The sequence below is a fragment of the Pseudomonas sp. zfem005 genome (assembly GCF_032621735.1).
GTDB classification, from domain to species: domain Bacteria; phylum Pseudomonadota; class Gammaproteobacteria; order Pseudomonadales; family Pseudomonadaceae; genus Metapseudomonas; species Metapseudomonas solani.
The window spans coordinates 22,767-47,838 of sequence record NZ_JAVYJE010000009.1 but is presented as its reverse complement, the minus strand read 5'-3'; the positions used below and the strand labels follow the sequence as shown (position 1 = coordinate 47,838).

Here is a 25,072-nt window from a genome sequence, read left to right as displayed (position 1 = left end):
AGCGCAAAGCATAGCCCCGGGTTCAGCCCTCGTTGCGGCGGATGAAGGCGGCCTCGTAGTCGCGGCTGGCGCTGGAGACCTTGGGGTTCATCAGCGCGGAGCGGACTTTCTCGTAATCCTCGTAGGACAGGCCGGCGCGGTTGAGCATCTCCAGGGAGAACTGCTTGACCTCGGCATCGGTGTACGGGCGCGGCTCCGGTTGGCTGGCGCAGCCGGCGAGGATGAGGGTGGTAGCGGCGAGTGCGATGGCGAGCAGGCGATTCATTTCGGGCCCCCTGGGGTGGCGTTGTCCTTTGATGAACAAAGGTTATCCGCGGCCCCGGGGGCGGAAAAATCACCCACTTCGATAATGACTATTGCCTGAGTGGCAACGGTGCCGATCAGCCCCGGCCGCCGCAGGCGGGGCCCTGGGCGGAGAAGCGTTCGGCCAGGCCCTGCTCGCGGAAGGCGTGCACCACATGGTCGATGAAGACGCGAGTCTTGGCCGGCAACAGCTTCTGCGCGCTGAAGTAGAGGCACAGCGGGTCGGAGAGCACGTGCCAGTCCGGCAGTACCCGCACCAGCTGGCCGCGCTCGATGAAGTGCACCGCGTGCACCGTGCTCACCAGTGTGATGCCCAGGCCCATGCACGCGGCGTGGCAGGCGGCTTCCGGGTCGCTCATCAGCATGCGCGGCCGCAGGTCGATGGTGGCCTGGTCGTCACTGCCGTTGCGCAGCACCCAGTTGCGCACGCGGCCTGTCTGCGGCGAACGCAGGAGGATGCCGTCGTGCTGGGGGAGGTCCGCCGGCGCTTGTGGCTGCGGGTGTTTCTCCAGGTAGCCGGGGGAGGCCAGCAGCACGCGATGCCCCGGGCCGATCTGCCGGGCGATCACCCCCTGGGGCAGCTCGAAACCGCCGCCGATGCCGATGTCGAAGCCTTCGCCGATGAGGTCCACCTGGCGGTTGTCGAAATGCCAGTCGGGGACGATGGCGGGATAGCGGGCGAGGAAGCCCTCGAGCAGCGGCACGATGTACTCGCGGCCGAACATCAGCCCCATGCTCACCTTGAGGTTGCCCGCCGGCTGGCCGCCCGCGCTGGCGAGGTTGGCCACCGCGCCCTGGAGGGTGGCGAGGCCGCCGCTGACCTCGGCGAGGAATCGTTCACCGGCCTCGGTGAGTTTCAGGCTGCGTGTACTACGCTGGAACAGCCGCACCCCCAGCCCGCTTTCCAGTTTCGCCACGTTCTTGCCGACCGCCGCTGGCGTCAGGCCCAGGCGCCGTGCGGCCTCGGCGAAGCTGCCGGCCTCAGCGCTGCGGACGAAGCATTCGATGTTGTTCAGGGTTCCCATGGCGTCACTGTAAACCGTTTGGATCGGAAGAATATAGCGATTGCCGGCTTATCGGTTGTGAATATCTCTCCGATACTGGCCCCGTCATCGAGCAACAGCCAACCGGCCAAGCCCGAATCCCCCTACAGACAATTGGAGAACCATCATGACCTCGACTCAAACCCTCAGCGGCAAGGTTGCATTCATCCAGGGCGGCTCCCGCGGTATCGGTGCTGCCATCGCCCAGCGCCTGGCCCGTGAAGGCGCCGCCGTGGCGCTGACCTACGCCGCCTCCGGCCAGGCCGCCGAAGAGGTGGTGAAAGCCATCGAAGCGGCGGGTGGCCGCGCCCTGGCCATCAAGGCCGACAGCAGCGACGAGCAGGCCCTGCGCGGCGCCATCCGCTATACCGTCGATACCTTCGGGCGCCTCGACATCCTGGTGAACAACGCCGGCGTGCTGGCGGTGGCGCCCATCGAGGAATTCGCCATCGAAGACCTCGACCGCACCCTGTCGGTGAACGTGCGCAGCGTGGTGATCGCCAGCCAGGAAGCCGCCCGGGTGATGGGCGAGGGTGGCCGCATCATCACCATCGGCAGCACCAACGCCGAGCGTATGCCCTTTGCCGGTGGCTCGGTCTACGCCATGAGCAAGGCGGCGGTGGCGGGCTTCACCCAGGGCCTGTCCCGTGACCTGGGGCCCCGTGGCATCACCGTGAACAACGTGCAGCCCGGCCCGGTGGACACCGACATGAACCCGGCCGAAGGCGACTTCGCCGAATCGCTCAAGCAGATGATGGCGCTGGCGCGCTACGGCAAGGCCGAGGAGATCGCCAGCTTCGTGGCCTACCTGGCCGGCCCGGAAGCGGGCTACATCACCGGTGCCAACCTGACGATCGACGGTGGTTTCGCAGCCTGACGACTCGGGCACAAGGAAAACGCCGGCCACTGGGCCGGCGTTTTTGTTTGTGGCTCGTTTTCGGTGCCCAGCAGAGGAGCGGGCGAATGAATTCGCCCCTACACCCATTTCCATCCTTGGCGTCTTGCGGTGGCACCTTTGTAGGGTGGATGACGCTCTTTTCATCCACCAGCGGAGTGGCCGGCGGGCACGGAAGGTGGACCGGTGGAGCGGGGTCCACCCTACGTGGCGAGGGCGTCCGGGTTTGGCTGGGGGCGGATCAGAGCCCGTATTTCTTGACCTTGTCGAACAGGGTGGTCTTGGCCATGCCGAGGGCGATGGCGGCCTGGCTGAGGTTGCCGCCGTGGCGTTCCAGGGCGTCGCCGAGGAGGTTGCGTTCGAAGGCTTCCACGGCTTCGGCGAAGCTGGGTTCGTTGCTGTCCAGGGCCAGGCCGGTCTTCTTGAACACGGGGAGGCCAAGGGCGTAGCGCTCGGCGACGTTGCGCAGTTCGCGCACGTTGCCCGGCCAGTCGTGGGCCATGAGGCTGGAGACGGTGGCGCGGTCGATCTCCGGCATGGCGCGGTCGAAGCGCAGCGAGGCGAGCTGCAGGAAGTGGTCGAACAGCAGCAGGATGTCTTCGCGGCGGTCGCGCAGCGGCGGCAGTTCCAGGGTCACCACGTTGAGGCGGTAGTAGAGGTCGCTGCGGAACTGGCCGGCCTTGCCCTGTTCGTCGAGGTCGGCCTTGGTGGCGGCGACCACGCGGCAGTCCACGGGGATCGGCTGGTTGGAGCCGAGGCGCTCCAGGGTCTGCTCCTGCAGCACGCGGAGGAACTTGATCTGCAGGTTCATGGGCATGCTCTCGATCTCGTCGAGGAACAGGGTGCCGTTGTGGGCGTGCTCGATCTTGCCGATGCGGCGCTTGCCGGCGCCGGTGAAGGCGTGGGCCTCGTGGCCGAAGATTTCGCTGTCGAAGAGGTTTTCCGGCAGGCCGCCGCAGTTGAGTGCGACGAACTGCTGGGGCTGGCGCCGGCTGTAGTCGTGCAGGCAGCGGGCGACCAGTTCCTTGCCGGTGCCGGTCTCGCCTTCGATCAGCACGTTGGCGGCGGTGTCGGCGACGTTGGCGATCAGCTCGCGCAGGGCCTGCATGGCCGGCGAGCGGCCGATGATGCGTTGCTCCAGCGACTGGCGCCCGGCCAGTTGGCGGCGCAGGGCGGTGACCTCGCGGGCCAGGCCGCGCTGCTCCAGGGCGCGCCGCGTGACCTCCACCAGGCGTTCGGGGGAGAAGGGCTTCTCCATGAAGTCGTAGGCACCGTCGCGCATGGCGCCCACCGCCATGGAGATGTCGCCGTGGCCGGTGATCAGTACCACCGGCAGGCTGCGGTCGCGGGCCTTGAGGCGGGCGAGCAGCTCGAGGCCGTCGATGCCCGGCAGGCGGATGTCGCTGATGACGATGCCGGCGAAGTCGGTGCCGATCTGCTTGAGGGCTTCCTCGGCGCTGGCGACACCGATGCTGGGGATGTCTTCCAGGGCCAGTGCCTGCTGGCAGCCGAGCAGGACGTGGGGGTCGTCTTCGACGATAAGGACGCTGAGCGGCTCGGTCATGGGCGGGTGCTCGTTTCGGAGGGGGCGGCGATCTGCGGCAGGCGCAGCTCGAAGGCCGTGCCGCCGTCCTCGGGGTGTTGCACGCCAAGGCTGCCACCGGCGGCGGTGGCGAGGCTGGCGGACAGGGTGAGGCCAAGGCCCAGGCCGTGTTCGCCGGGCTTGGTGGTGAAGAAGGGTTCGAACAGGTGCTCGCGCACGGCCGGGGAGATGCCGGGGCCGTTGTCGCGCACACGGAGGATGTAGGTGCCGTCTTCGTCGTGGCCGTCGAGCCAGAGCTGGCAGTCGGCCTGGCCGCTCATGGCGTCCAGGGCGTTGGCGATGAGGTTGACCAGGATCTGCTCCAGGCGGGTCTGGTCGATGGCCAGGCGAGCATCGGTGAAGGCGCGGTGCAGGGTCAGCGGGGTGTGTTCCAGGCGCGTGTGGAGGATGAACAGCGCCGCGTCCACGGCCTTGCCCAGGCTGGCCTGGCCATGGTCGTCGGCACGCCGGGCGAAGGCGCGCAGGCTGGCGGTGATGCGGCCCATGCGATCGACCAGCTCGTTGATGGCGGTGAGGTTGGTGCTGGCCACGTCCAGCGCGCCGCGCTGGAGGAAGCGCACGGTGTTGCCGGAGAGGGTGCGCAGGGCGGCCAGGGGCTGGTTGAGCTCGTGGGCGATGCTGGTGGACATCTGCCCGATCACCGCCAGTTTGCCGGCCTGGACCAGGCCGTCCTGGGCCTTGCGCAGGTTTTCCTCGGTCTGCCGGCGTTCGCGGATCTCGCCCATCAGGCGCTGGTTGCTGGAGCGCAGGTCCTGGGTACGTTCGGCGATCTTGCGCTCCAGTTCGTTGTTGGCCTGGAGCAGCGCCTCGCGGGCGGCGAGGCGGGTGGCGAGCACCTTGCGCCGCTCGTTCCAGGCGATGGCGAGGAAGGCCAGCAGGGCCAGGCCGGCGGCGGCCAGCAGGCCGTGGATGACGGCCTCGCGGCGCAGGTCGGCCAGGGGCGAGAGCAGGGTGAAGTGCCAGGGGGTGTCGCTGAGCGGCCGGCTCTGTGCCAGGTAGGCGATTTCCTGTTCGCCGCCGTCGGGCAGGGGCGAGGCGAAGCTGAGGGTTTCCAGGCCGTCGCCCAGGTCCTGGCGCGAACGCGGTTGCCATTCGTTGAGCGCCCACCAGTGGTACTGCAGGCTGCGGGCCAGGCGCTCCTTGTCTTCGGCGGAGAGCGCGCGGATGGCCTTCATACGCAGGACCGGGTCGCTGGAGAGGATGATGATGCCGTTCTCGTCGCTGACGAAGGCCTGCAGGCGGGCCTTTTCCCAGCGCTCCTGCAGCGCCTCGAGCTTCACCTTGACCACCGCGACGCCGATGATGCGGCCTTCGTAGCGCAGGCCGTGGGCCAGGTAGTAGCCGGCCTCGCCCGTGGTGCTGCCGATGCCGTAGAAGCGCCCGGGCTCGCCCTTCATCGCTTGCTGGAAGTAGGCGCGGAAGGCCAGGTCTTCACCGAGGAAGCTGTCGGCGTCGCGCCAGTTGCTGGTGGCCAGCACGCGGCCGTTGGTGTCGAGGAGGAAGATGGCGCGGTTGCCGCTGCGGCGGTTGAGCCCTTCGAGGTAGTCGTTGACCAGGTTGCGCCGGTAGGGCGTGGGGTTGAGCAGCAGGTGGCTGACGCTGGATTCCAGCTCCAGCAGGCTGGGCAGGTAGGTGTAGCGGTTGATCTCGCTCTCCACGGCGCGGGCGTGGAGTTCCAGCTGGCGTTCGCCGTTCTCGCGCAGGGCGCGGATGCCGGAGAGCTCGCTGAGGTGGTAGCCGACCCAGCCGACGCCGAACATGGCCAGGACCAGCAGCAGGGTCAGCGAGAGGTGGCGGAGCAGGCGCGGTTTCACGGTCAATGCGGGCGGCACGGCGCGGAGGCTGGCGGGAGGGCATTGCATCATAAGTGGTCCGGGCCTTGCCAGTCGGTGCGGGGTGCCGAGCGGCGGGTGGGGCGACGCGGCCCCTCTCCGAGGTGGAGAGGGGCGCGGTGCATCAGTGTTGCAGGATCTTGGCGAGGAACTGCTGGGCGCGTTCGGAGCGCTGGCTGACGTCGCCGAAGAACTCTTCCTTGGGGCAGTCTTCGACGATCTGGCCGGCGTCCATGAAGATCACCCGGTCGGCGACCTTGCGGGCGAAGCCCATCTCGTGGGTCACGCACATCATGGTCATGCCTTCGTTGGCCAGCTGCACCATCACGTCGAGCACTTCGTTGACCATCTCCGGGTCGAGCGCCGAGGTGGGTTCGTCGAACAGCATCACCACCGGGTCCATGGCCAGGGCGCGGGCGATGGCGACGCGCTGCTGCTGGCCGCCGGAGAGTTGGCCGGGGTGCTTGTGGGCGTGGGCGGAGAGGCCGACGCGCTCCAGCAGCTTGAGGCCCTTGGCGGTGGCTTCTTCCTTGCTGCGGCCGAGCACCTTGATCTGGGCGATGGTGAGGTTTTCGGTGATCGACAGGTGCGGAAACAGCTCGAAGTGCTGGAACACCATGCCAACGCGGGAGCGCAGCTTGGGCAGGTCGGTCTTCTTGTCGGCGATGGAGGTGCCGTCGACGACGATGTCGCCCTTCTGGAAGGGCTCCAGCGCGTTGACGCACTTGATCAAGGTGGATTTGCCGGAGCCGGACGGCCCGCAGACGACCACCACTTCACCTTTCTGGACCTCGGTGCTGCAGTCGGTCAGCACCTGGAATTCCCCGTACCACTTGTTGACGTTCTTGATCGAAATCATACGGCTAACCTTTTTTGCAGGAGCTTGACCAGCTGCGAGGCGGCGAAGCTGACGGTGAAGTACACCAGGCCGGCGAAGATCAGGAATTCGTGCGGCTGGCCGATGATGTCGCCACGGGAACGGGCGGCGTTGAGGAAGTCCATCAGGCCCACGGTGTAAACGAGCGAGGTGTCCTGGAACAGGATGATGCTTTGCTGCAGCAGCAGCGGGGTCATCTTGCGGAACGCCTGGGGCAGGATGATCAGGCGCATGGTCTGGCCGTAGGTCATGCCCAGGGCCTGGGCGGCGCCCATCTGCCCACGGGGGATGGCCTGGATGCCGGCGCGGACGATTTCGCAGAAGTACGCCGCCTCGAACATCATGAAGGCGATGAGGCAGGAGGTGAACGCGCCCACCGGGGTGTCTTCGCCGGTGATCCAGCGCAGCACGAAGGGCACCGCGAAGTAGAACCAGGTGATCACCAGCAGCAGCGGGATGGAGCGGAAGTAGTTGACGTACAGGGCGCCGAGCTTCGACAGCAGCGGGTTGTGCGACAGGCGCATGAGCGCCAGCAGGGTGCCGAGCACCACGCCGCCGATGATGCCCAGCACCATGAGCTGCAGGGTCATCAGCATGCCGTCGACCAGGCCCGGCAGGGCGGGGATGATTGCGCTGAAATCCATCTCCATCATTTGCCTCCTACGGCGATCAGGCCTGGGACCGCGACCTTGCGTTCAACCATGCGCATGAACAGCATCAGGCTCATGTTCAGGGTGAAGTAGATCAGCGTGGCGAGGGTGAAGGCCTCGAACAGGTTGGCGGAGAACTCGGCGGTCTGCTTGGTCTGCGCGAGCAGCTCCATCAGGCCGATGAGGGAGGCCACCGAGGAGTTCTTGAAGATGTTGAGGAACTCGCTGGTCAGCGGCGGAATGATGATGCGGAAGGCTTGCGGCAGCAGCACGTAGCGGTAGATCGCCGGCATGCGGAAGCCCATAGCGCGGGCGGCGGACGCCTGGCCGGCGGGCAGCGCCTGGATGCCGGTGCGCACCTGCTCGCAGACGCGGGCGGCGGTGAATAGGCCGAGGCACACGACCACGCTCAGGTAGGCGGACGTGGCCGGGTTGAGGTCTTGCTTGAACCAGATTTCCAGCGGCTCGGGCAGCAGGTCCGGCACCAGGAAGTACCAGAGGAACAGCTGCACCAGCAGCGGCACGTTGCGGAAGATTTCCACGTAGGTGGTGGCGATGCCGGACACCCAGCGGTTGGGCACGGTACGCATGACGCCGAGCAGCGAGCCCAGCAGGAGCGCGACGATCCAGGCGGCGAGGGCGATGGCGATGGTCCAGCCCAGGCCGGTGACGAACCAGTCCAGGTAGATTTCGCTGCCGATGCCGGTGGACTTGAAGAACACGCCCCAGTCCCAGTTGTAGTTCATCAGGGTTTTCCCCTCAGGGTTCTTGTCTTTCTGCGGTTGAAGGCAGTGGAGGGAGGCGGGGCCGGCCGGCGCCGCGGGGAGCCGGCGGCCCTTGCTCCTGGCCCATCCCGCGAGGCGGGATGGGCGCGACAGGTCAGATTTCTTCGGCCGACTTGTCGGTGGGGGAGGCGATCAGCTTCTTCAGCTCGTCGCTCATGGGGAAGTTGAGGTTGAGGTTCTTCGGCGGGATCGGCTGGGTGAACCACTTGTCGTAGATGCCGTTGATTTCGCCCGAGGCGAAGGTGTCGGCGATGGCCTTGTCGACCACTTTCTTGAAGGCCTCGTCTTCCTTGCGGACCATGCAGCCGTAGATTTCATAGGACTGCGGTTCGCCGGTGACGACCCAGTCGGCGGGCTTCTTGGCCTTGGCCATCTCACCGTAGAGCAGGGCGTCGTCCATCATGAAGGCGATGGCACGGCCGGATTCCAGCATCAGGAAGGATTCGCCGTGGTCCTTGGCCGAGATGATGTTCATGCCCATCTGCTTCTCGGCGTTCATGGACTTGAGCAGGCGCTCGGAGGTGGTGCCGGCGGTGGTCACCACGTTCTTGCCCTTGAGGTCGGCGAAGTCGTTGATGCCGGCGGTCTTCTTCGACAGCAGGCGGGTGCCGACTTCGAAGATGCCGATGGAGAAGCCGACCTGCTTCTGGCGCTCGAGGTTGTTGGTGGTGGAGCCGCACTCGATGTCGACGGTGCCGTTCTGCACCAGCGGGATGCGGGTCTGCGAGGTCACCAGGTTGTAGCGCACCTTCAGGTCCGGCAGGGCCAGTTCCTTCTTGATGGCTTCGACGACCTTCAGCTGGATGTCGTGGGAGTAGCCCACCGGCTTGCCCGGCTCGGTGCCGAGGTAGGAGAAGGGGATGGAGGCGTCACGGTGACCGAGGACGATGGTGCCGCTGTCCTTGATCTTCTTGAGGGTGCCGGTCAGTTCTTCGGCGATAGCGGGAGCGGAAATCAGGGTCGCTGCGATGGCGGCGGCCAGAACCTTCGGAAGGATACGCATGTGTTTCAGTCCTCGACTTTGTTTGTTCTTATCGACGCCAGCGGTTCGGCGCCGTCGGGGATCTGTAATGGCAGGATGCGTGCCATCTGTATGGTTGTGCTGATTTGTCTGTAATTGATTGATTTATAAGGATTTATTTTTTGATGCTGAAGGGGATTGGAGGCGTGGTGTTCGGGGTTCCGGCTTTGGCGGGTTTTATCGTTCGGATATCCGAACGGGTTTTGCAGGAATAGGGGCGTGAGGGGAGTGAAGGAGGGCAGGGAAGAACAGGGTTTCGCGAGCAGAGCTCGCTCCTACGAGGGGTGGGCAGGTAGGTCGGGTGCAACCCGACGATAAGGGCGATACGACCACCGCGTAGCCCGGGCTTCAGCCCGGGGAGGTGAGCCCCGGGCTGGGCACGGGCTACGCGGGGAGGGTCAATCCGCCAGGTTCTGCGCTTCACGGTCCCGACGGGGCTTGGGGGCGAAGCGGGCGGCCAGGCGCATGGAGGTGGTGACCAGGCGCTGGTAGAGGGTCGGCAGCAGGCGTTGCATGCCGTCCAGGGCCCAGGCGTCGGCACCGATGAGGATGCGCCGGTTGTCCTTGAGCACGCCGCGCAGGATCACCGAGGCGGCCTTGTCCGGGGTGGTGCGCAGCAACTGGTCGTTGAACTGCTTGCGCGCTTGGTCGGTTTCCTGGCCGACCACCCGGGCGAGGCTGTCGTTCATCCGTGCGGTCTTGGCGATGTTGGTCTTGATGCCGCCGGGATGCACGCAGCTGGCGGAGACGCCGCAGCCTTCCATGTCCAGCTCCTGGCGCAGGGCTTCGGTGAAGCCGCGCACGGCGAACTTGGTGGCGTTGTAGGCGCTCATGCCGGGCTGGGCGAACAGGCCGAATACGCTGGAGACGTTGACGATCTGGCCGTCGCCGGTGGCCTTGATGTGCGGCAGGAAGGCCTTGGTGCCGTGCATCACGCCCCAGAAGTTGATGTTCATGATCCACTCGTATTCCGAGTAGTCGCTGCCTTCCACGGTGCCGGCGTGGGCGACGCCGGCGTTGTTGAAGATCAGGTTGACCCGACCGTGGTCGAGCACCACTTGGTCGGCCCAGGCGTGTACCGCTTCGCGGTCGGCGACGTTGACCAGGGTGTCGGTGACCTGCACGCCGAGCTTGCGGGCCTGGGCGGCGGTTTCCGCCAGGCCTTCGGCGTTGACGTCGGAAAGCGCCAGGTGGCAGCCCTGGCGGGCCAGGCCGTAGGCGAGGGCGCGGCCGATGCCGGAGCCCGCGCCGGTGATGGCGGCGACCTTGTTCTCGAAGGACTTCATGCCGGTACTCCTTCTGCAGCGGCGGTGGTGGCGAGGGTCAGCGGCCCCTGGGCGGCGTGCACCGGCTGGATGCGGCTGAAGTGATAGGCCGCCGGGTCGAAGTTGCGGGTCAGCAGGCGGAAGCGCCAGGTGAAGCCGGGCCATACGGTGCAGTTGCGGCCGCTGACCGGGTGGATGTACCAGCTCTTGCAGCCGCCGGCGTTCCACACGGTGTTGCCCAGGCTGCCCTGGATCTTGCCGTTGAATTTGTCCTGCACCTCGCGCTTGACCTCCAGGCTCTGCAGCTTGCGCTGGTCGAGCAGTTCGAGGGCGCCGAGCACGTAGTGGATCTGCGATTCGATCATGTAGACCATCGAATTGTGGCCCAGGCCGGTGTTCGGGCCCATGAGGAAGAACAGGTTGGGGAAGCCGGCGGTGAGGGTGCCCTTGTAGGCTTCCGGGCCTTCCGGCCAGGTGTCGAGCAGGTCGACGCCACCGCGGCCGAAGACCACGCCGCGCGGCAGCGGGTCGCTGGGGGTGAAGCCGGTGCCGAAGATGATGGCGTCCACCGGGCGCTCCTGGCCGTCCTGGGTGACGATGCTGTTGGCGCGGATCTCCTTGATGCCATCGGTGATGACGTCGACGTTGGCCTGGGTCAGCGCCGGGTAGTAGTCGTTGGAGATCAGCACGCGCTTGCAGCCCATGGTGTAGTCGGGCGTGACCTTGGCGCGCAGCACCGGGTCCTTGATCTTGCGCTTGATGTAACCCTTGGCCACCAGCTGGGCGAGCTTCATCACCTTCGGGGTCAGGGCGAAGCCGATCACGCGGCTTTCGAGGATGGCGTAGATGCCGCCGCGCCAGAGCTTCTGCAGCAGGGGGAAGCGCTTGAAGCGCGAGCGTTCGTTTTCGCTGATGGCGCGGTCCGGCTTGGGCATGACCCAGGGCGCGGTGCGCTGGTAGAGGTCGAGCTGGCCGACCACCTTCTGGATCTGCGGGACGAACTGGATGGACGAGGCGCCGGTGCCGACCACGGCGATGCGCTTGCCCGCCAGGTCGTAGTTGTGGTCCCACTGCTGGGAATGGAAGCTCTTGCCGGCGAAGTTCTCCAAGCCATTGAGGTGGGGGATGGCCGGAGTGGACAGGGCGCCCATGCCGGACACCACGAACTGCGCGGTGTAGTGATTGCCGGCGGCATCGTCGATGTGCCAGAGCTCTTCGCTGTCGCTCCAGGCCACGCGGGTGATCTCGGTGCCGAGCAGGGTCTTGTCCTGCAGGCGGTATTTCTCCCAGCAGCCTTCCAGGTAGCCCTTGATCTCTTCCTGCTTGGCGAACATCCGCGTCCAGTTGGGGTTCGGCTCGAAGGAGAAGGAGTACAGGTGCGATTGCACGTCACAGCCGCAGCCCGGGTAGTTGTTGACGCGCCAGGTGCCGCCGACGCCGGCTTCCTTCTCGAACAGGAGGAAATCGTTCTCGCCTTTCTGTTTCAGGCGGATCGCCATGCCCAGGCCGGAGAAGCCGGAGCCGATGATGGCAACCTTGCAGTGGCGGGCAGGGGTGGGAGGTGATACGGGCGCGTTCATGGCCAAGCTCCTGTTATGCTTATTTTGTGGCGTATACAGCTGTATACCAATGTAGACAGATGTATACTCGCCAGCAAGCCATCGCGGTACAACCAACCTTAGGTAGGGTCAGCCATGAGTTCTGTGCTGGACGACGGGCAACAGTCCAAGGAAAGAGCAGTCGATGCACCGGGCAAGCGCCTGCTGATGGAGGCGGCCCTGCGCCTGACCTCCCAGAGCCGCAGCCTGAGCAGCCTCGGCCTGCGCGAGCTGGCGCGGGAGGCGGGGCTCAACCCCAATACCTTCTATCGCCATTTCAAGGACGTGGACGACCTGGGCCTGGCGATGATCCGCAACATCTCCACCCAGCTGCGCCAGCCCCTGCGTGACCTGCGCCGTGAAGCGGCGGCGCGGGCGGTGCAGGGCGAGCACAGGGCCATGCCCAAGCTGATGGGCATCGACCTGGGGCGCGGCAAGCGCGTGTGCCATGAAACGGTGAACCTGTTCTTCGACTTCGTCGCCGACAACGCCGAGGCCTTCATCATCGGCGTGCGTGAGCTGCATGGTGCGTCGCCGGCCATGCGCGAGGCCCTGCGCGAGGTGATGGACGAATTCGCTGATGACATGGCCGAGGACATAGTCGAGTTCAAGCTGCTGCCGGCGCTGGTGCCCGATGCGGTGGTGCGGCGGGTGTCCAGCCTGATCAGCCGCAACCTGTTCCAGATGTCCCTGGATTTCATCGGTGAGCCCGAACGCCGTGCCGACATCCGCCTGGAGGCCGAAGAGCAGGTGCTGTTCCTCTTTACCGGTGCCAGCGTGCTGCAGGGGCTGGAGGCGATGGGGTCGCTGGGCGACGGCCCGCGATAGGGCGCGCGCAGCAATGAATAAGCCCCGCAATGCGGGGCTTTTTGAGGGGGCGCTGGATCAGTCGCGTTTGTGCACGGAGCGGCCGGCGGCGAAGGTTTCCTTCACGGAGCGGTCGTCGCCGAGGATGGTCAGCGCGAAGAGCTTCTCCTCGATGGTCTTGGCCTGCTGCATGCGGTAGGCGATCAGCGGGGTGGCCTGGTAGTCGAGGACCACGAAGTCCGCGTCCTTGCCGCTGGCGAAGTTACCGATCTTGTCGTCCAGGTACAGCGCGCGGGCGCCGCCCAGGGTGGCCAGGTACAGGGATTTGAACGGGTCGAGCTTCTTGCCCTGCAACTGCATGACCTTGTAGGCCTCGTTCAGCGACTGCAGCTGGGAGAAGCTGGTGCCGGCGCCGACGTCGGTACCCAGGCCCACGCGCACGCCGTGCGCTTCCAGCTTCTGCAGGTCGAAGAGGCCGCTGCCCAGGAACAGGTTGGAGGTGGGGCAGAAGGCCACCGCCGAGCCGGTTTCCGCCAGGCGCTTGCACTCGTCGTCGCAGACGTGGACGCCGTGGGCAAAGACCGCGCGCGGACCGATCAGCTTGTAGTGGTCGTACACGTCCAGGTAGCCCTTGCGCTCCGGGAACAGCGACTTCACCCATTCGATCTCCGCCTTGTTCTCGGAGAGGTGGGTGTGCATGTACAGGTCCGGGAACTCGCCGAACAGCTTGCCGGCCAGGGTCAGTTGCTCCGGGGTGCTGGTGGGGGCGAAGCGCGGCGTCACCGCGTAGTGCAGGCGGCCCTTGCCGTGCCAGCGCTCGATCAGCTCGCGGCTGTCGGCGTAGCCGCTTTCCGGGGTGTCGGTCAGGTAGTCGGGGGCATTGCGATCCATCAGCACCTTGCCGGCGATCATGCGCAGGTCCAGGGCTTCGGCGGCTTCGAAGAAGGCGTCGACGGACTGCTTGTGCACGGTGCCGAACACCAGGGCGGTGGTGGTGCCGCTGCGCAGCAGTTCCTTGAGGAAGATGGCCGCCACGTCCGCCGCGTGGGCCTTGTCGGCGAAGGCTTTCTCGGTGGGGAAGGTGTAGGTGTTCAGCCAGTCCAGCAGCTGTTCGCCGTAGGAGGCGATCATGCCGGTCTGCGGGTAGTGGATGTGGGTGTCGATGAAGCCGGGGGTGATCAGGGCGTCGCGGTATTCGCGCACGTCCACGCCCTTGAGACCGGGCAGCAGGTCGGCGGCATTGCCGACGCGGGCGACCTTGCCGTCCTCGATCACCAGCACGCCGTCCTCGAAATACTCGTAGGACTGCTCGATGCCCACCTCGGCGGGGTCGGCGATGCTGTGCAGGATGGCGGCGCGATAGGCTTTTACAGGGCTGGTCATGTTGAATCTCGTTCTTTCGTGATCTTGATGCCCCGTGTCGGGGCTCCGCGCAGGCGAGCGCCGAGCTGAAGCAGCTCGGCGTCCTTCTGCATGAATCGGGGTGTCAGGCCTGTTCGCGGCGGGAAGAGGGCACCAGTTTGGCGACTGTTTCCCTTTTCTTCACGTCCTGGCCTTCTTCCTTCTGACCGAAGGTGGCGTTGTAGGTGGCGATGATCTCGCCGGCGATGGAGATGGCGATCTCGGCGGGCAGCTTGCCCTTCACCTCGGCGATGCCCATTGGGCAGCGCATGCGTTGCACGGTTTCGGCGGCGAAGCCGCGGTCGCGCAGGCGGTGTTCGAACTTCACGCGTTTGGTCTTCGAGCCGATCAGGCCGTAGTAGGCGAAGTCGTTGCGCTTGAGGATCTCTGCGGTGAGCTCCAGGTCGAGCTGGTGGTTATGGGTCATGACGATGAAGTAACTGCCGACAGGCATGCGCTCGACTTCATCGACCACTTCATCATTCACCACCTTCTCGACGCCGGCCGGGATGAAGGCCGGGAATTCGTTCTCCCGCGAGTCGATCCAGCGCACCTTGCAGGGCAGGCTGGCGAGCAGCGGAACCAGGGCACGGCCGACGTGGCCGGCGCCGAACAGGGCGATGTGCGCCTGGGGCTGGCCCATGGGTTCGAACAGCAGCACCGTGGCACCGCCACAGCACTGGCCGAGGCTGGCGCCCAGGCTGAAGCGTTCCAGTCGGGTGTCCTGGGTGCGGGTGCGGAGCATTTCCCGGGCGATTTCCATCGCCTTGAACTCCAGGTGGCCGCCACCGATGGTTTCGTAGATGCGGTCATCGCTGACCACCATCTTCGAGCCGGAATTGCGCGGGGTGGAGCCGCGCTCTTCGATGATGGTCACCAGCACGCAGGCTTCGCTGCGTTGCTGGAGTTCGGCCAGGGCGCTGATCCAGCTCATTTGCTCAACCTCCAGGTGCGCAGGGGTTTGGCGGAGCGCGAGAGGCGCCAGACATCCTGTTCCGGGCGACGCAAGGCTTCGGTCGGCAGGACGGGAGCGGCCTGCTGTTCCGGGGTTTCGCGGCTGAAGGCGGGTTGGCTGTTCATCTCGGCTCCCGGCCCGCCGTCAGGCGGGCTCTACCTGGCTGGCAGCGGGCTTGCTGGCCGCCTGCTGCAGCTTCTTCATCTGCTCCACGCCCCAGAGCACGCGCTCCGGAGTGGCCGGTGCATCGATGTTCGGTTGCGCCTTGTAGTCCGCCAGGCTGGCCACGGCGTCCTTGAGTGCGCACCACACGGCGATGCCGAGCATGAAGGGCGGCTCGCCCACGGCCTTGGAGTGGAACACCGTCTGCTCGGGGTTCTTGCGGTTCTCTACCAGCTTCACCCGCAGGTCGATGGGCATGTCGGCGATGGCGGGGATCTTGTAGCTCGCCGGGCCGCTGGTCATCAGCTTGCCCTTGGCGTTCCACACCAGCTCTTCCATGGTCAGCCAGCCCATGCCCTGGACGAACGCGCCTTCCACCTGGCCGATGTCGATGGCCGGGTTCAGCGAGTCGCCCACGTCATGCAGGATGTCGGTGCGCAGCATCTTGTACTCGCCGGTCAGGGTATCCACCAGCACTTCCGCGCAGGCAGCGCCGTAGGCGAAGTAGTAGAAGGGGCGGCCGCTGGCCTTGTCGCGGTCGTAGAAGATCTTCGGCGTGCGGTAGAAACCGGTGCTGGAGAGCGAGATCTGGTTGAAGTAGGCGAGCTGGATCACTTCCTCGAAGGACAGGTAGTGGTCGCGTACGCGCACCTGCTCGTTGCTGAACTCGATGTCTTCGTCGGTCACCTTGAAGTGGATGGCGAGGAAGTCCACCAGGCGCTTCTTGATGGTTTCGGCAGCGTTCTGCGCGGCCTTGCCGTTCAGGTCGGTGCCGCTGGAGGCCGCGGTCGGCGAGGTGTTGGGCACCTTGTCGGTGTTGGTTGCGGTGATCTGGATGCGGCCGATGTCCACCTGGAAGACCTCGGCCACCACCTGGGCGACCTTGGTGTTCAGGCCCTGGCCCATCTCGGTGCCGCCGTGGTTCAGGTGGATCGAACCGTCGGTGTAGATGTGTACGAGCGCGCCGGCCTGGTTGAGGAAGGTGGCGGTGAAGCTGATGCCGAACTTGACCGGAGTCAGCGCCAGGCCCTTTTTCAGCACCGGGCTCTTGGCGTTGAACGCGCGGATCTCTTCGCGGCGCTTGGCGTATTCGCTGCTGGTCTCGAGGTCGGCGGTCATCTCATCCAGCAGGTTGTGCTCGACCGGCTGGTAGTAGTGGGTGACGTTGCGCTCGTCCTTGCCGTAGTAGTTGGTCTTGCGCACCTCCAGCGGGTCCTTGCCCAGGTGGCGCGCGATCACGTCCATGATCTCTTCGATCACCACCATGCCCTGCGGGCCGCCGAAGCCGCGATAGGCGGTGTTCGACGCGGTGTTGGTCTTGCAGCGGTGGCCGTTGATGGTGGCGTGTTCGAGGAAATAGGCGTTGTCCGAGTGGAACATCGCGCGGTCGACGATGGAGCCGGAGAGGTCCGGCGAGTAGCCGCAGTTGCCCGCCAGTTCCAGTTCGATGCCGGTGAGCAGGCCGTTGTCGTCGAAGCCGATGTCGTACTCGGCGTAGAACGGGTGGCGCTTGCCGGTGATGCTCATGTCTTCGACGCGCGGCAGGCGCATCTTGGTCGGGCGGCCGGTGAGGTGCGCGATCACCGCGCAGAGGCATGCCGGGCCGGCGGCCTGGGTTTCCTTGCCGCCGAAGCCACCGCCCATGCGGCGCATGTCGATGACGATCTTGTGCATGTGCACGCCCAGCACCTCGGCCACCAGCTTCTGCACCTCGGTGGCGTTCTGGGTGGAGGTGTAGACGATCATGCCGCCGTCCTCGGTGGGCATCACCGAGGAGATCTGGGTTTCCAGGTAGAAGTGCTCCTGGCCGCCGATGTGCAGGTTGCCCTGCAGGCGGTTCTTCGCGCTGGCCAGGGCGCTGGCCGAGTCACCGCGCTTGTGCTGGTGACTGTCGAGGACGAAGTGCTTCTTGCGCAGCGCGTCGACCACGTCGAGCACCGGCTCCAGGTCTTCGTATTCGATGATCGCGGCCATGGCCGCCTTGCGGGCAGTTTCCAGGCTGTCGGCGCCAACCGCGATGACCACCTGGCCGACGTACTCGACCTTGCCGTCTGCCAGCAGCGGGTCGCCGGCCACGACCGGGCCGATGTCCAGCTGGCCGGGAACGTCCTCGGCGGTGATGGCGATGGCCACGCCGGGGAAGGCGTAGCAGGGGGTGGTGTCGATGCGCAGGATGCGGGCATGGGCGCGGTCGCTCATGCGGGCATAGACGTGCAGCTGGTTGGGGAACTCCAGGCGGTCGTCGACGTACACGGCTTCGCCGGAGACGTGCTTGGGCGCGCTCTCGTGCTTGACGCTCTTGCCGACGCCGGTGGTGATGTCGGCGCGGAACAGCGCGGCCAGTTCTTCCTGGGATTTGATCTTGTGGTGGTTAGACATGCTCTGTGCCTCCAACGACTGCTGCGCCCGCGTGAACGGTGACGGGCGCGACGTGCAGATTAAGCCGACGGTACTGCGCTTCCTGGCCAGCAACTGCCGGGTGCGGCGCTTGGTGCGCGACATGCTTGAAATCACACATAGGCAGTCACCCGGGTTTCGACTTCGGGGGCCTGCAGTTCGAGGAAGAATTTGCGTAGCAGGTTCTGTGCGGTCAGCAGGCGGTATTCCTTGCTGGCACGGAAGTCCGACAGCGGCGTGAAGTCCTGGGCCAGGGCTTCGCAGGCGCGTTCGATCACGCCCGGGTACCAGGCAGCGCCCACCAGCGCGGCTTCACAGGCCGCCGCGCGCTTGGGAATGCCGGCCATGCCGCCGAAGGCGATGCGGGCTTCACGCACCACGCCGTTTTCGATCATCAGGTTGAAGGCGGCGCAGACGGCGGAAATGTCGTCGTCCAGGCGCTTGGAGACCTTGTAGGCGCGGAACGCCTGGTTGGTGCGGGCGCGCGGCACGAGGATCTTTTCGATGAACTCGGCTTCCTGGCGCACCGTCACCTTGTAGTCGAGGAAGTACTCGTCCAGCGGCAGGGTGCGGGTCTGGTTGCCCTTGCGCAGGACGATCTTCGCGCCGAGGGCGATCAGCAGCGGCGGGGCGTCGCCGATGGGGGAGGCGTTGCCGATGTTGCCGCCCAGGGTGCCCTGGTTACGGATCTGCAGCGAGGCGAAGCGGTGCAGCAGTTCGCCGAAGTCCGGGTATTCGCGGGCCAGGGCGCTGTAGCAGTCGGAGAGCGCGGTGGCGGCGCCGATCTCGATGAAGTCGGGGCCGATCTCGACGCGCTTCATGGCGTCGATGTGGCCGACGTAGATCATCACCGGCAGTTCGCGGTGGAACTGGGTGACTTCCAGGGCCAGGTCGGTGCCGCCGGCCAGCAGGCGGGCCTGCGGGTTGGCGGTGTAGAAGTCGGCCAGGTCGGCGACGGTCAGCGGTACCAGGCAGCGCTTGTCACCGCTGTTGAGCTCGGCGGTCTCGCGCGGGGCGATGGCCTGGAGCTGGGCCACGGTCTGGGCCTCGAAGGCGTCGAACTGATCCGGCTGTTTCTGGCAGCAGGCCTGTTCGGCGGCGTCGATGATGGGGCGGTAGCCGGTGCAGCGGCACAGGTTGCCGGCCAGGGCTTCCAGGGTCTGGGCCTTGTCGTATCCGTCGCTGTTCTTTTGCAGGGCGAACAGCGACATGACGAAGCCGGGGGTGCAGAAGCCGCACTGGGAACCGTGGCAGTCGACCATGGCTTGCTGCACGGAGTGCAACTGGCCTTTGTGCTTGAGGTCTTCCACGGAAATCAGCTGCTTGCCGTGCAGGGACGAGACGAAGGTCAGGCAGGAGTTGAGGGTGCGATAGCGGATGCGATCCCCCTCCAGTTCGCCGACCACGACCGTGCAGGCGCCGCAGTCGCCCGAGGCACAGCCTTCTTTGGTTCCGGGTTTGGCCAGGTGTTCACGCAAGTAGTTGAGCACGGTGACGTTGGGATCGAGATCGCGCTCGGTGCGCAGCTCCCGATTGACTAAAAACTGGATCAAGGACGACCTCCAGGCACTTTATTGTTTTTACGAGGGCTCGTATGGCCGCGAATTTAGAATCCTCTGACTTTCTGGTCAATAAATATTTGACTCAAAAGTCAGAAAATCTTCATGCCGATGGGCTATGAGGGCGGCGCGCCCGCTCTGGTACGGCAAAGTTGCTTAATCCGTGCCAGTCATCTGCAAGTGTAGAAACGCCGACGCCCCCATGGGGGGGCGTCGGTCGAACGGTGGGGGTGGCGAGGGCGGTCAGGCGGCTTGCTGGGAATCCGTCAACTGGTGTTCCTCGCCGGCGTAGTAGGCCCGCACGCGGGGGTCCATCACCGCGCGCCAGAGCGGCGGGATCAGCGCCAGGACGATCATCCCCGCGTAGCCGTTGGGCAGTTGCGGGCTGTCGTCGAAGTGGCGCAGCACCTGGTAGCGGCGCTTGGCGTAGGCGTGGTGGTCGGAGTGGCGCTGCAGGTGGAAGAGGAACAGGTTGGTGAGCAGGAAGTTGCTGTTCCAGGAATGCGCCGGGCTGGTCCGCTCGTAGCGGCCGTTCTCCAGCTTGCGCCGGTGCAGGCCGTAGTGCTCCACGTAGTTGACGATCTCCAGCAGGGTGAAGGCCATGGCCGACTGGCCGAGGAAGAACAGCACGCCGAGCCAGCCGAACGCCAGGCCGAAACCGACGGTGAAGGCTGCACTGATGGCGTACCACCAGATCAGCTCGTTGCGCCAATGCAGTGCAGGCAGGCCCTTGCGCTTCAGGCGCTCGGACTCCAGGTGCCAGGCATTGAGGAAGTTGTGCTTATAGGCATGGGGCAGGAAGGCATAGAGGCTTTGTCCGTAGCGCGAGGAGGAGGCGTCCTCGGGGGTCGAGACATGGACGTGGTGACCACGCACATGCTCGACCTTGAAGCCCCCGTAGCAGACGGCCGCCAACAGCAGGCCGCCGGCGTTCTGTTCGATCTTCGGGTCCTTGTGGATCAGCTCGTGGGACACGGTGATGCCGATGGCGCCCATCACGGTGCCCACCGAGAGCAGCCAGCCGAGGCGGCCGACCCAGTTCCAGTCCTCGTGGTGGATGAAGACCCAGCCGCTCCAGGCCAGCATCCCCAGCAGCAGCGGCACGGTGGCCAGGCTGAGCACCTGGTAGTAGTCCTGGCGCTCCATCTCCGGCACCTGCTCGGCTTCGTCCGGGTTGGCCGGGTCGCGGCCGACGATGGCGTCGAGGAGCGGGATCACCCCGAAGACCACGGTGATCACCAGCCAGGGCCAGGCATTGGCGTAGTGGCTGTCCAGCGACCAGTAGAAACTCATGGGGATTCCGGCAACCGGGATCAGCCAGATCCAGTAGCCGACCTTTTTCAGGGCGAGCATCCAGTTGGAAGGCAGGCGTTCGAACATGGGTGTTCTCCGTGTCGAGGTGGATGGGTTCTTGTAAAATTGTCAGACAATCCTGCGCCTCCCAGCCCCACCCGGCGACCGACCTTTAGGTCTGAATGCCCGCTTGTTGTCACCTTTGCCAGGTAACACCCTGTGTTACACTTCGCCCCCTGCAGCGTTCCGCTGCGGGCCGCAATCCCTTGAAGCTGCTGCGTTCCCGGGCCGATATAGCAACGCCGGAGCTATCGCCGAGGGCGCCTTACGGACATTCCCAGCCTCCATGACCGAAGGAAAACCATGACGTTCAAGGCACCGGACAGCCTCGCCGAACAGATCGCCCACCACCTCGCCGAGCGAATCATTCGCGGGGAGATGAAGGAACGCGAGCGCATTCAGGAGCAGAAGGTCACCCAGTCCCTCAACGTCAGCCGCGGTTCCGTGCGCGAGGCGTTGCTGATCCTCGAGCGCCGCCACCTGATCAACATCCTGCCGCGCCGTGGCGCCCAGGTTTCCGAGCTCACCCCCCATCACGTGCAGAGCCTCTATGCGCTGATGATGGAGATGTACATCCTCCTGGCCAACGCCGTGGCCCAGCGCTGGAGAAGCGAGGCGGACCTCGCCCCCTTCCGCGCCATCCAGCTGCGCCTGGAGGAATGCCTGAAGGAGCACGACATCGGCAACTTCGTCGATGCCAGCTTCGACATCATGCGCGCCGCCTTCCCCTTCGCCGACAACCCCTACCTGGAAGAGACGGTGGAGAACCTGCTGCCGGCCATCAGCCGCACCTATCACCTGGCGCTGGAACAGCGCAAAGGCGAGATGGCCCAGTTCATGCTGGCGTTCGCCGAGTTGCTGCAGGCGGTGATCGCCCGTGAGCCGGCGCGCATCCGCGACGTGCTGCACGCCTATGGCCAGCACAACTGCCAACTGGTGCTTGCGGCGCTGGCCGGGCGCTGATCGTTCACTGACCGAGGGAGGCAGGGATGCGGCTCAAGTGCATCAAACTGGCGGGGTTCAAATCCTTCGTCGACCCGACCACGGTCAACTTCCCCAGCAACATGGCGGCGGTCGTCGGCCCCAACGGCTGCGGCAAATCCAACATCATCGACGCCGTGCGCTGGGTGATGGGTGAGAGCTCGGCGAAAAACCTGCGCGGCGAGTCGATGACCGACGTCATCTTCAACGGCTCCAACACCCGCAAGCCGGTGGCCCAGGCCAGCATCGAGCTGATCTTCGATAACTCCGACAACACCCTGGTGGGCGAGTACGCGGCCTTCGCCGAAATCTCCATTCGCCGCCGGGTCAGCCGCGACGGGCAGAACACCTATTTCCTCAACGGCACCAAGTGCCGGCGCCGCGACATCACCGACATCTTCCTCGGCACCGGCCTGGGGCCGCGCAGCTACTCGATCATCGAGCAGGGGATGATCTCCAAGCTGATCGAGGCCAAGCCCGAGGACCTGCGCAACTTCATCGAGGAAGCCGCCGGCATCTCCAAGTACAAGGAGCGCCGCCGCGAGACCGAGAGCCGCATTCGCCGTACCCACGAGAACCTCGCCCGCCTTACCGACCTGCGCGAAGAGCTGGAGCGCCAGCTCGAACGCCTGCACCGCCAGGCCCAGGCCGCCGAGAAGTACCAGGAATACAAGGCCGAGGAGCGCCAACTGCGCGCCCAGCTCGCGGCCCTCAAATGGCAGGCCCTGAACGAACAGGTAGGCCAGCGTGAGGCGGTGATAGGCAGCCAGGAGGTCAGCTTCGAGGCACTGGTGGCCGAACAGCGCAGCGCCGACGCCAGCATCGAACGCCTGCGCGATGGGCACCATGAGTTGTCCGAGCGCTTCAACCTGGTCCAGGGCCGTTTCTATTCCGTGGGCGGCGACATCGCCCGCGTCGAGCAAAGCATCCAGCACGGCCAGCAGCGCTTGCGCCAGTTGCAGGACGACCTGCGCGACGCCGAGCGCGCCCGCCAGGAAACCGAATCCCACCTCGGCCACGACCGCACCCTGTTGGCCACCCTGGGCGAGGAGCTGGAAATGCTCGCGCCCGAGCAGGAGATCAGCGCCGCCGCCGCCGAGGAAGCCGCCGCTCAGCTGGAAGAAGCCGAGACCGGCATGCACGCCTGGCAGGAGCAGTGGGACGGCTTCAACCAGCGCAGCGCCGAGCCCCGGCGCCAGGCCGAAGTGCAGCAGGCGCGCATCCAGCAGCTGGAGCAAAGCCTCGAGCGCCTGCTGGAGCGCGGGCGCCGCCTCAATGACGAACGCGCCCAGCTCGCGGCTGATCCGGAAGACGCCGCCATTCTCGAACTGAGTGAGCAGCTCGCCGCCGGTGAGTTGCAGCTGGAAGAGCTGCAGGCCGCTGAAGAGGCCCAGGTCGAGCGCCTGGAGCAACTGCGCGAAGAACTGCAGCAGGCGACCCAGGCCCAGCAGCGCGCCCAGGGCGAACTGCAGCGCCTCAACGGGCGCATCGCCTCCCTCGAAGCCCTGCAGCAGGCCGCGCTCGATCCCGGTACCGGCACCGCTGAATGGCTGCGCAACCAGAAGCTCGACCAGCGCCCGCGCCTGGCTGAAAGCATGCGGGTGGAAGCGGGTTGGGAGCTGGCGGTGGAAACCGTGCTCGGCGCCGACCTGCAAGCCGTGCTGCTGGACGATTTCAATGCCCTCGACCTGAGCGGCTTTACCCAGGGCGACCTGCGCCTGGCGGCCGCCGTCAAGGGCGGCGCCCGGGTGCCCGGCAGCCTACTGGACAAGGTCGAATCCGCCATCGACCTGGCGCCCTGGCTGGCGCGGGTGCGGCCCGTGGACAGCCTCGACCAGGCCCTGGCCGCGCGTTCGACGCTGGCCGCTGATGAGAGCCTGATCAGCCGTGATGGCTACTGGGTCGGGCGCAACTTCCTCCGTGTGCGCCGTGCCAGCGAAGCCGAAAGCGGCGTGCTGGCGCGGGGCCAGGAGCTGGAGCGCCTGCATGCGGAACATGATGAGCAGCAAGCGGCCCTGGAAACCCTGGAAGAGCGCCTGCAGCACCTGCGTAACAGCCAGCGCCAGCAGGAAGAAAGCCGCGAGCAGCAACGCCGTCGCGCCCAGGATGAATCCCGCCGCCTGGGCGAGCTCAAGGCGCAGCTGTCTGCCCAGCAGGCCAAGGTCGAGCAGCTCACCCTGCGTCGCCGTCGTCTGGAAGCGGAGCTGGCCGAGCTGGACGAACAACGCGCCATCGAACACGAACAGCTCGGTGAGTCGCGCCTGGTTCTGCAAGACGCGCTGGACGCGATGGAGGCCGACACCGAGCAGCGCGAGAAGCTGCTCGCCGAGCGCGACAGCCTGCGCGAGCGCCTCGACCGCATCCGCCAGGAGGCCCGGCAGCACAAGGACCAGGTCCACCAGTTGGCCGTGCGCGTCGGCTCCCTGCGGGCCCAGCATGATTCCACGCGCCAGGCGCTGGAGCGCCTGAGCCTGCAGTTCGAGCGCCTCGAAGAGCGCCGCGAGCAGCTCAATCTCAATCTGGAAGAGGGCGCCGCGCCGCTGGAAGAGCTGCGCATGAAGCTCGAAGAGCTGCTGGACCGGCGCATGGGGGTGGAGGAGGAGCTCAAGCTCGCCCGCCTGGCCCTGGAAGATGCCGACCGTGAGCTGCGTGACGCCGAGAAGCGTCGCACCCAGGCCGAGCAGCAAGCGCAACTGCTGCGCGGCCAGCTGGAGCAGCAGCGCATGGATTGGCAGGCCCTGAGCGTGCGTCGCAAGACCCTGCAGGACCAGCTTCACGAAGACGGCTACGACCTCCACGGCGTGCTCGCCACGCTGCCCAACGAGGCCAGCGAAGCGGCCTGGGAAGAAGAGCTTGAACGCCTCGCGGCGCGCATCCAGCGCCTGGGGCCGATCAACCTCGCGGCGATCGACGAATACCAGCAGCAATCCGAGCGCAAACGCTACCTGGACGCCCAGAACGACGACCTGGTGGAAGCGCTGGACACCCTGGAAAACGTCATCCGCAAGATCGACAAGGAGACCCGCAACCGCTTCAAGGAAACCTTCGACCAGATCAACTCGGGTCTGCAGGCACTGTTCCCCAAGGTCTTCGGTGGCGGCCATGCCTACCTGGAGCTGACCGGGGAAGACCTGCTCGACACCGGCGTCGCCATCATGGCGCGGCCGCCGGGCAAGAAAAACAGCACCATCCACCTGCTTTCCGGTGGCGAGAAGGCGCTCACCGCGCTGGCTCTGGTATTCGCCATCTTCCAGCTCAACCCCGCGCCCTTCTGCATGCTCGACGAAGTGGACGCGCCACTCGACGATGCCAACGTCGGACGTTACGCGAGGCTGGTGAAGGAGATGTCGGAGAAGGTCCAGTTCATCTATATCACCCACAACAAGATCGCCATGGAAATGGCCGATCAGCTGATGGGCGTGACCATGCACGAGCCGGGATGCTCGCGCCTGGTCGCGGTGGACGTCGAGGAGGCTCTTTCCCTCGTAGAGGCCTGACCGGGCGGGGAGAATCCTCACCGCTCCAGGGGCCGTGAAGCCTCTATCAGAGGTTTCTCTGCTGGGCTGGCCGTGCTAGCTTAATGCC

General features: G+C 65.9%; 20 protein-coding genes. 4 read left to right on the top strand and 16 right to left on the bottom strand.

Annotation, left to right across the window (positions count from 1 at the left end; all coding sequences use genetic code 11):
* Positions 1-22: 22 nt before the first annotated feature.
* Positions 23-265, bottom strand: a complete 243-nt coding sequence (locus RTW82_RS20210; RefSeq protein ID WP_263403468.1) for a hypothetical protein — start codon at positions 263-265, stop codon at positions 23-25.
* Positions 266-380: 115 nt separating this feature from the next.
* Positions 381-1,328: a LysR family transcriptional regulator gene (locus RTW82_RS20205; protein WP_316926231.1), complete on the bottom strand. Its 948-nt coding sequence runs from the start codon at positions 1,326-1,328 to the stop codon at positions 381-383.
* Positions 1,329-1,473: 145 nt separating this feature from the next.
* On the opposite strand from RTW82_RS20205, the gene RTW82_RS20200 reads away from it, so the two are divergent.
* On the top strand, positions 1,474-2,223 hold the full coding sequence (locus RTW82_RS20200; RefSeq protein WP_316926230.1) for a 3-oxoacyl-ACP reductase family protein: 750 nt from the start codon (positions 1,474-1,476) through the stop codon (positions 2,221-2,223).
* Between the two features lie 259 nt (positions 2,224-2,482).
* On the opposite strand, the gene RTW82_RS20195 is transcribed toward RTW82_RS20200, so the two are convergent.
* From RTW82_RS20195 to RTW82_RS20160, 8 genes are all read right to left on the bottom strand, one after another.
* Positions 2,483-3,805: a sigma-54 dependent transcriptional regulator gene (locus RTW82_RS20195; protein ID WP_316926229.1), complete on the bottom strand. Its 1,323-nt coding sequence runs from the start codon at positions 3,803-3,805 to the stop codon at positions 2,483-2,485.
* A complete protein-coding gene (locus tag RTW82_RS20190) occupies positions 3,802-5,706 on the bottom strand; it encodes an ATP-binding protein (protein WP_316926228.1) in 1,905 nt (634 codons plus the stop codon). The genes RTW82_RS20195 and RTW82_RS20190 overlap by 4 nt, the downstream gene beginning before the upstream one ends.
* Before the next feature lie 94 nt (positions 5,707-5,800).
* Positions 5,801-6,535 (bottom strand): amino acid ABC transporter ATP-binding protein, encoded by a 735-nt coding sequence (locus RTW82_RS20185; protein WP_021222213.1) that lies wholly within the window; start codon positions 6,533-6,535, stop codon positions 5,801-5,803.
* The gene (locus RTW82_RS20180; protein ID WP_037022405.1) at positions 6,532-7,197 is read right to left on the bottom strand and encodes an amino acid ABC transporter permease; all 666 of its coding nucleotides are present in this window, start codon (positions 7,195-7,197) and stop codon (positions 6,532-6,534) included. The genes RTW82_RS20185 and RTW82_RS20180 overlap by 4 nt, the downstream gene beginning before the upstream one ends.
* Before the next feature lie 5 nt (positions 7,198-7,202).
* Entirely contained in the window at positions 7,203-7,949 is a 747-nt protein-coding gene (locus RTW82_RS20175) for an amino acid ABC transporter permease (RefSeq protein WP_021222211.1), read from the bottom strand.
* Between the two features lie 133 nt (positions 7,950-8,082).
* Positions 8,083-8,991, bottom strand: a complete 909-nt coding sequence (locus tag RTW82_RS20170) for a glutamate/aspartate ABC transporter substrate-binding protein (RefSeq protein WP_184489478.1) — start codon at positions 8,989-8,991, stop codon at positions 8,083-8,085.
* Between the two features lie 416 nt (positions 8,992-9,407).
* Complete coding sequence (locus tag RTW82_RS20165) at positions 9,408-10,295, bottom strand: SDR family NAD(P)-dependent oxidoreductase (RefSeq protein ID WP_021222209.1); 888 nt, start codon at positions 10,293-10,295, stop codon at positions 9,408-9,410.
* Positions 10,292-11,854, bottom strand: a complete 1,563-nt coding sequence (locus RTW82_RS20160) for an NAD(P)/FAD-dependent oxidoreductase (protein WP_316926227.1) — start codon at positions 11,852-11,854, stop codon at positions 10,292-10,294. The genes RTW82_RS20165 and RTW82_RS20160 overlap by 4 nt, the downstream gene beginning before the upstream one ends.
* A 114-nt stretch (positions 11,855-11,968) precedes the next feature.
* On the opposite strand from RTW82_RS20160, the gene RTW82_RS20155 reads away from it, so the two are divergent.
* The gene (locus tag RTW82_RS20155) at positions 11,969-12,700 is read left to right on the top strand and encodes a TetR family transcriptional regulator (RefSeq protein WP_271658241.1); all 732 of its coding nucleotides are present in this window, start codon (positions 11,969-11,971) and stop codon (positions 12,698-12,700) included.
* Positions 12,701-12,757: 57 nt separating this feature from the next.
* Here the strand turns inward: RTW82_RS20155 and guaD are convergent, their stop codons facing one another.
* From guaD to RTW82_RS20125, 6 genes are all read right to left on the bottom strand, one after another.
* On the bottom strand, positions 12,758-14,062 hold the full coding sequence (gene guaD, locus RTW82_RS20150; RefSeq protein WP_316926226.1) for a guanine deaminase: 1,305 nt from the start codon (positions 14,060-14,062) through the stop codon (positions 12,758-12,760).
* 103 nt (positions 14,063-14,165) lie between these two features.
* Entirely contained in the window at positions 14,166-15,014 is an 849-nt protein-coding gene (xdhC, locus tag RTW82_RS20145) for a xanthine dehydrogenase accessory protein XdhC (protein WP_316926225.1), read from the bottom strand.
* The gene (locus RTW82_RS20140; protein ID WP_158480976.1) at positions 15,011-15,160 is read right to left on the bottom strand and encodes a hypothetical protein; all 150 of its coding nucleotides are present in this window, start codon (positions 15,158-15,160) and stop codon (positions 15,011-15,013) included. Before RTW82_RS20140 ends, xdhC begins: the two co-directional genes overlap by 4 nt.
* Before the next feature lie 19 nt (positions 15,161-15,179).
* Positions 15,180-17,576 (bottom strand): xanthine dehydrogenase molybdopterin binding subunit, encoded by a 2,397-nt coding sequence (gene xdhB / locus RTW82_RS20135; protein WP_184489471.1) that lies wholly within the window; start codon positions 17,574-17,576, stop codon positions 15,180-15,182.
* A 131-nt stretch (positions 17,577-17,707) separates the two neighbouring features.
* Entirely contained in the window at positions 17,708-19,147 is a 1,440-nt protein-coding gene (xdhA, locus tag RTW82_RS20130; RefSeq protein WP_316926224.1) for a xanthine dehydrogenase small subunit, read from the bottom strand.
* 249 nt (positions 19,148-19,396) lie between these two features.
* Positions 19,397-20,533 (bottom strand): alkane 1-monooxygenase, encoded by a 1,137-nt coding sequence (locus RTW82_RS20125; protein WP_184489469.1) that lies wholly within the window; start codon positions 20,531-20,533, stop codon positions 19,397-19,399.
* A 276-nt stretch (positions 20,534-20,809) separates the two neighbouring features.
* Here RTW82_RS20125 and RTW82_RS20120 point away from each other — a divergent pair, with 276 nt between their 5' ends.
* Together RTW82_RS20120 and smc are read left to right on the top strand one after the other, a co-directional pair.
* Positions 20,810-21,469 carry a GntR family transcriptional regulator gene (locus RTW82_RS20120; RefSeq protein ID WP_316926223.1) on the top strand — a complete coding sequence of 220 codons (660 nt, stop codon included), beginning with the start codon at positions 20,810-20,812 and terminating at the stop codon, positions 21,467-21,469.
* 26 nt (positions 21,470-21,495) lie between these two features.
* Positions 21,496-24,984, top strand: coding sequence for a chromosome segregation protein SMC (gene smc, locus RTW82_RS20115; protein ID WP_316926222.1), 3,489 nt, complete (start codon positions 21,496-21,498; stop codon positions 24,982-24,984).
* The last annotated feature ends 88 nt before the right edge of the window (positions 24,985-25,072 follow it).

What these genes read in the sequence shown, in the direction of transcription:
- RTW82_RS20210 (WP_263403468.1), bottom strand. Translation starts at nt 265, where the DNA reads ATGAATCGCCTGCTCGCCATCGCACTCGCCGCTACCACCCTCATCCTC.
- RTW82_RS20205 (WP_316926231.1), bottom strand. Translation starts at nt 1,328, where the DNA reads ATGGGAACCCTGAACAACATCGAATGCTTCGTCCGCAGCGCTGAGGCC.
- RTW82_RS20200 (WP_316926230.1), top strand. Translation starts at nt 1,474, where the DNA reads ATGACCTCGACTCAAACCCTCAGCGGCAAGGTTGCATTCATCCAGGGC.
- RTW82_RS20195 (WP_316926229.1), bottom strand. Translation starts at nt 3,805, where the DNA reads ATGACCGAGCCGCTCAGCGTCCTTATCGTCGAAGACGACCCCCACGTC.
- RTW82_RS20190 (WP_316926228.1), bottom strand. Translation starts at nt 5,706, where the DNA reads ATGCAATGCCCTCCCGCCAGCCTCCGCGCCGTGCCGCCCGCATTGACC.
- RTW82_RS20185 (WP_021222213.1), bottom strand. Translation starts at nt 6,535, where the DNA reads ATGATTTCGATCAAGAACGTCAACAAGTGGTACGGGGAATTCCAGGTG.
- RTW82_RS20180 (WP_037022405.1), bottom strand. Translation starts at nt 7,197, where the DNA reads ATGGATTTCAGCGCAATCATCCCCGCCCTGCCGGGCCTGGTCGACGGC.
- RTW82_RS20175 (WP_021222211.1), bottom strand. Translation starts at nt 7,949, where the DNA reads ATGAACTACAACTGGGACTGGGGCGTGTTCTTCAAGTCCACCGGCATC.
- RTW82_RS20170 (WP_184489478.1), bottom strand. Translation starts at nt 8,991, where the DNA reads ATGCGTATCCTTCCGAAGGTTCTGGCCGCCGCCATCGCAGCGACCCTG.
- RTW82_RS20165 (WP_021222209.1), bottom strand. Translation starts at nt 10,295, where the DNA reads ATGAAGTCCTTCGAGAACAAGGTCGCCGCCATCACCGGCGCGGGCTCC.
- RTW82_RS20160 (WP_316926227.1), bottom strand. Translation starts at nt 11,854, where the DNA reads ATGAACGCGCCCGTATCACCTCCCACCCCTGCCCGCCACTGCAAGGTT.
- RTW82_RS20155 (WP_271658241.1), top strand. Translation starts at nt 11,969, where the DNA reads ATGAGTTCTGTGCTGGACGACGGGCAACAGTCCAAGGAAAGAGCAGTC.
- guaD (WP_316926226.1), bottom strand. Translation starts at nt 14,062, where the DNA reads ATGACCAGCCCTGTAAAAGCCTATCGCGCCGCCATCCTGCACAGCATC.
- xdhC (WP_316926225.1), bottom strand. Translation starts at nt 15,014, where the DNA reads ATGAGCTGGATCAGCGCCCTGGCCGAACTCCAGCAACGCAGCGAAGCC.
- RTW82_RS20140 (WP_158480976.1), bottom strand. Translation starts at nt 15,160, where the DNA reads ATGAACAGCCAACCCGCCTTCAGCCGCGAAACCCCGGAACAGCAGGCC.
- xdhB (WP_184489471.1), bottom strand. Translation starts at nt 17,576, where the DNA reads ATGTCTAACCACCACAAGATCAAATCCCAGGAAGAACTGGCCGCGCTG.
- RTW82_RS20125 (WP_184489469.1), bottom strand. Translation starts at nt 20,533, where the DNA reads ATGTTCGAACGCCTGCCTTCCAACTGGATGCTCGCCCTGAAAAAGGTC.
- RTW82_RS20120 (WP_316926223.1), top strand. Translation starts at nt 20,810, where the DNA reads ATGACGTTCAAGGCACCGGACAGCCTCGCCGAACAGATCGCCCACCAC.
- smc (WP_316926222.1), top strand. Translation starts at nt 21,496, where the DNA reads ATGCGGCTCAAGTGCATCAAACTGGCGGGGTTCAAATCCTTCGTCGAC.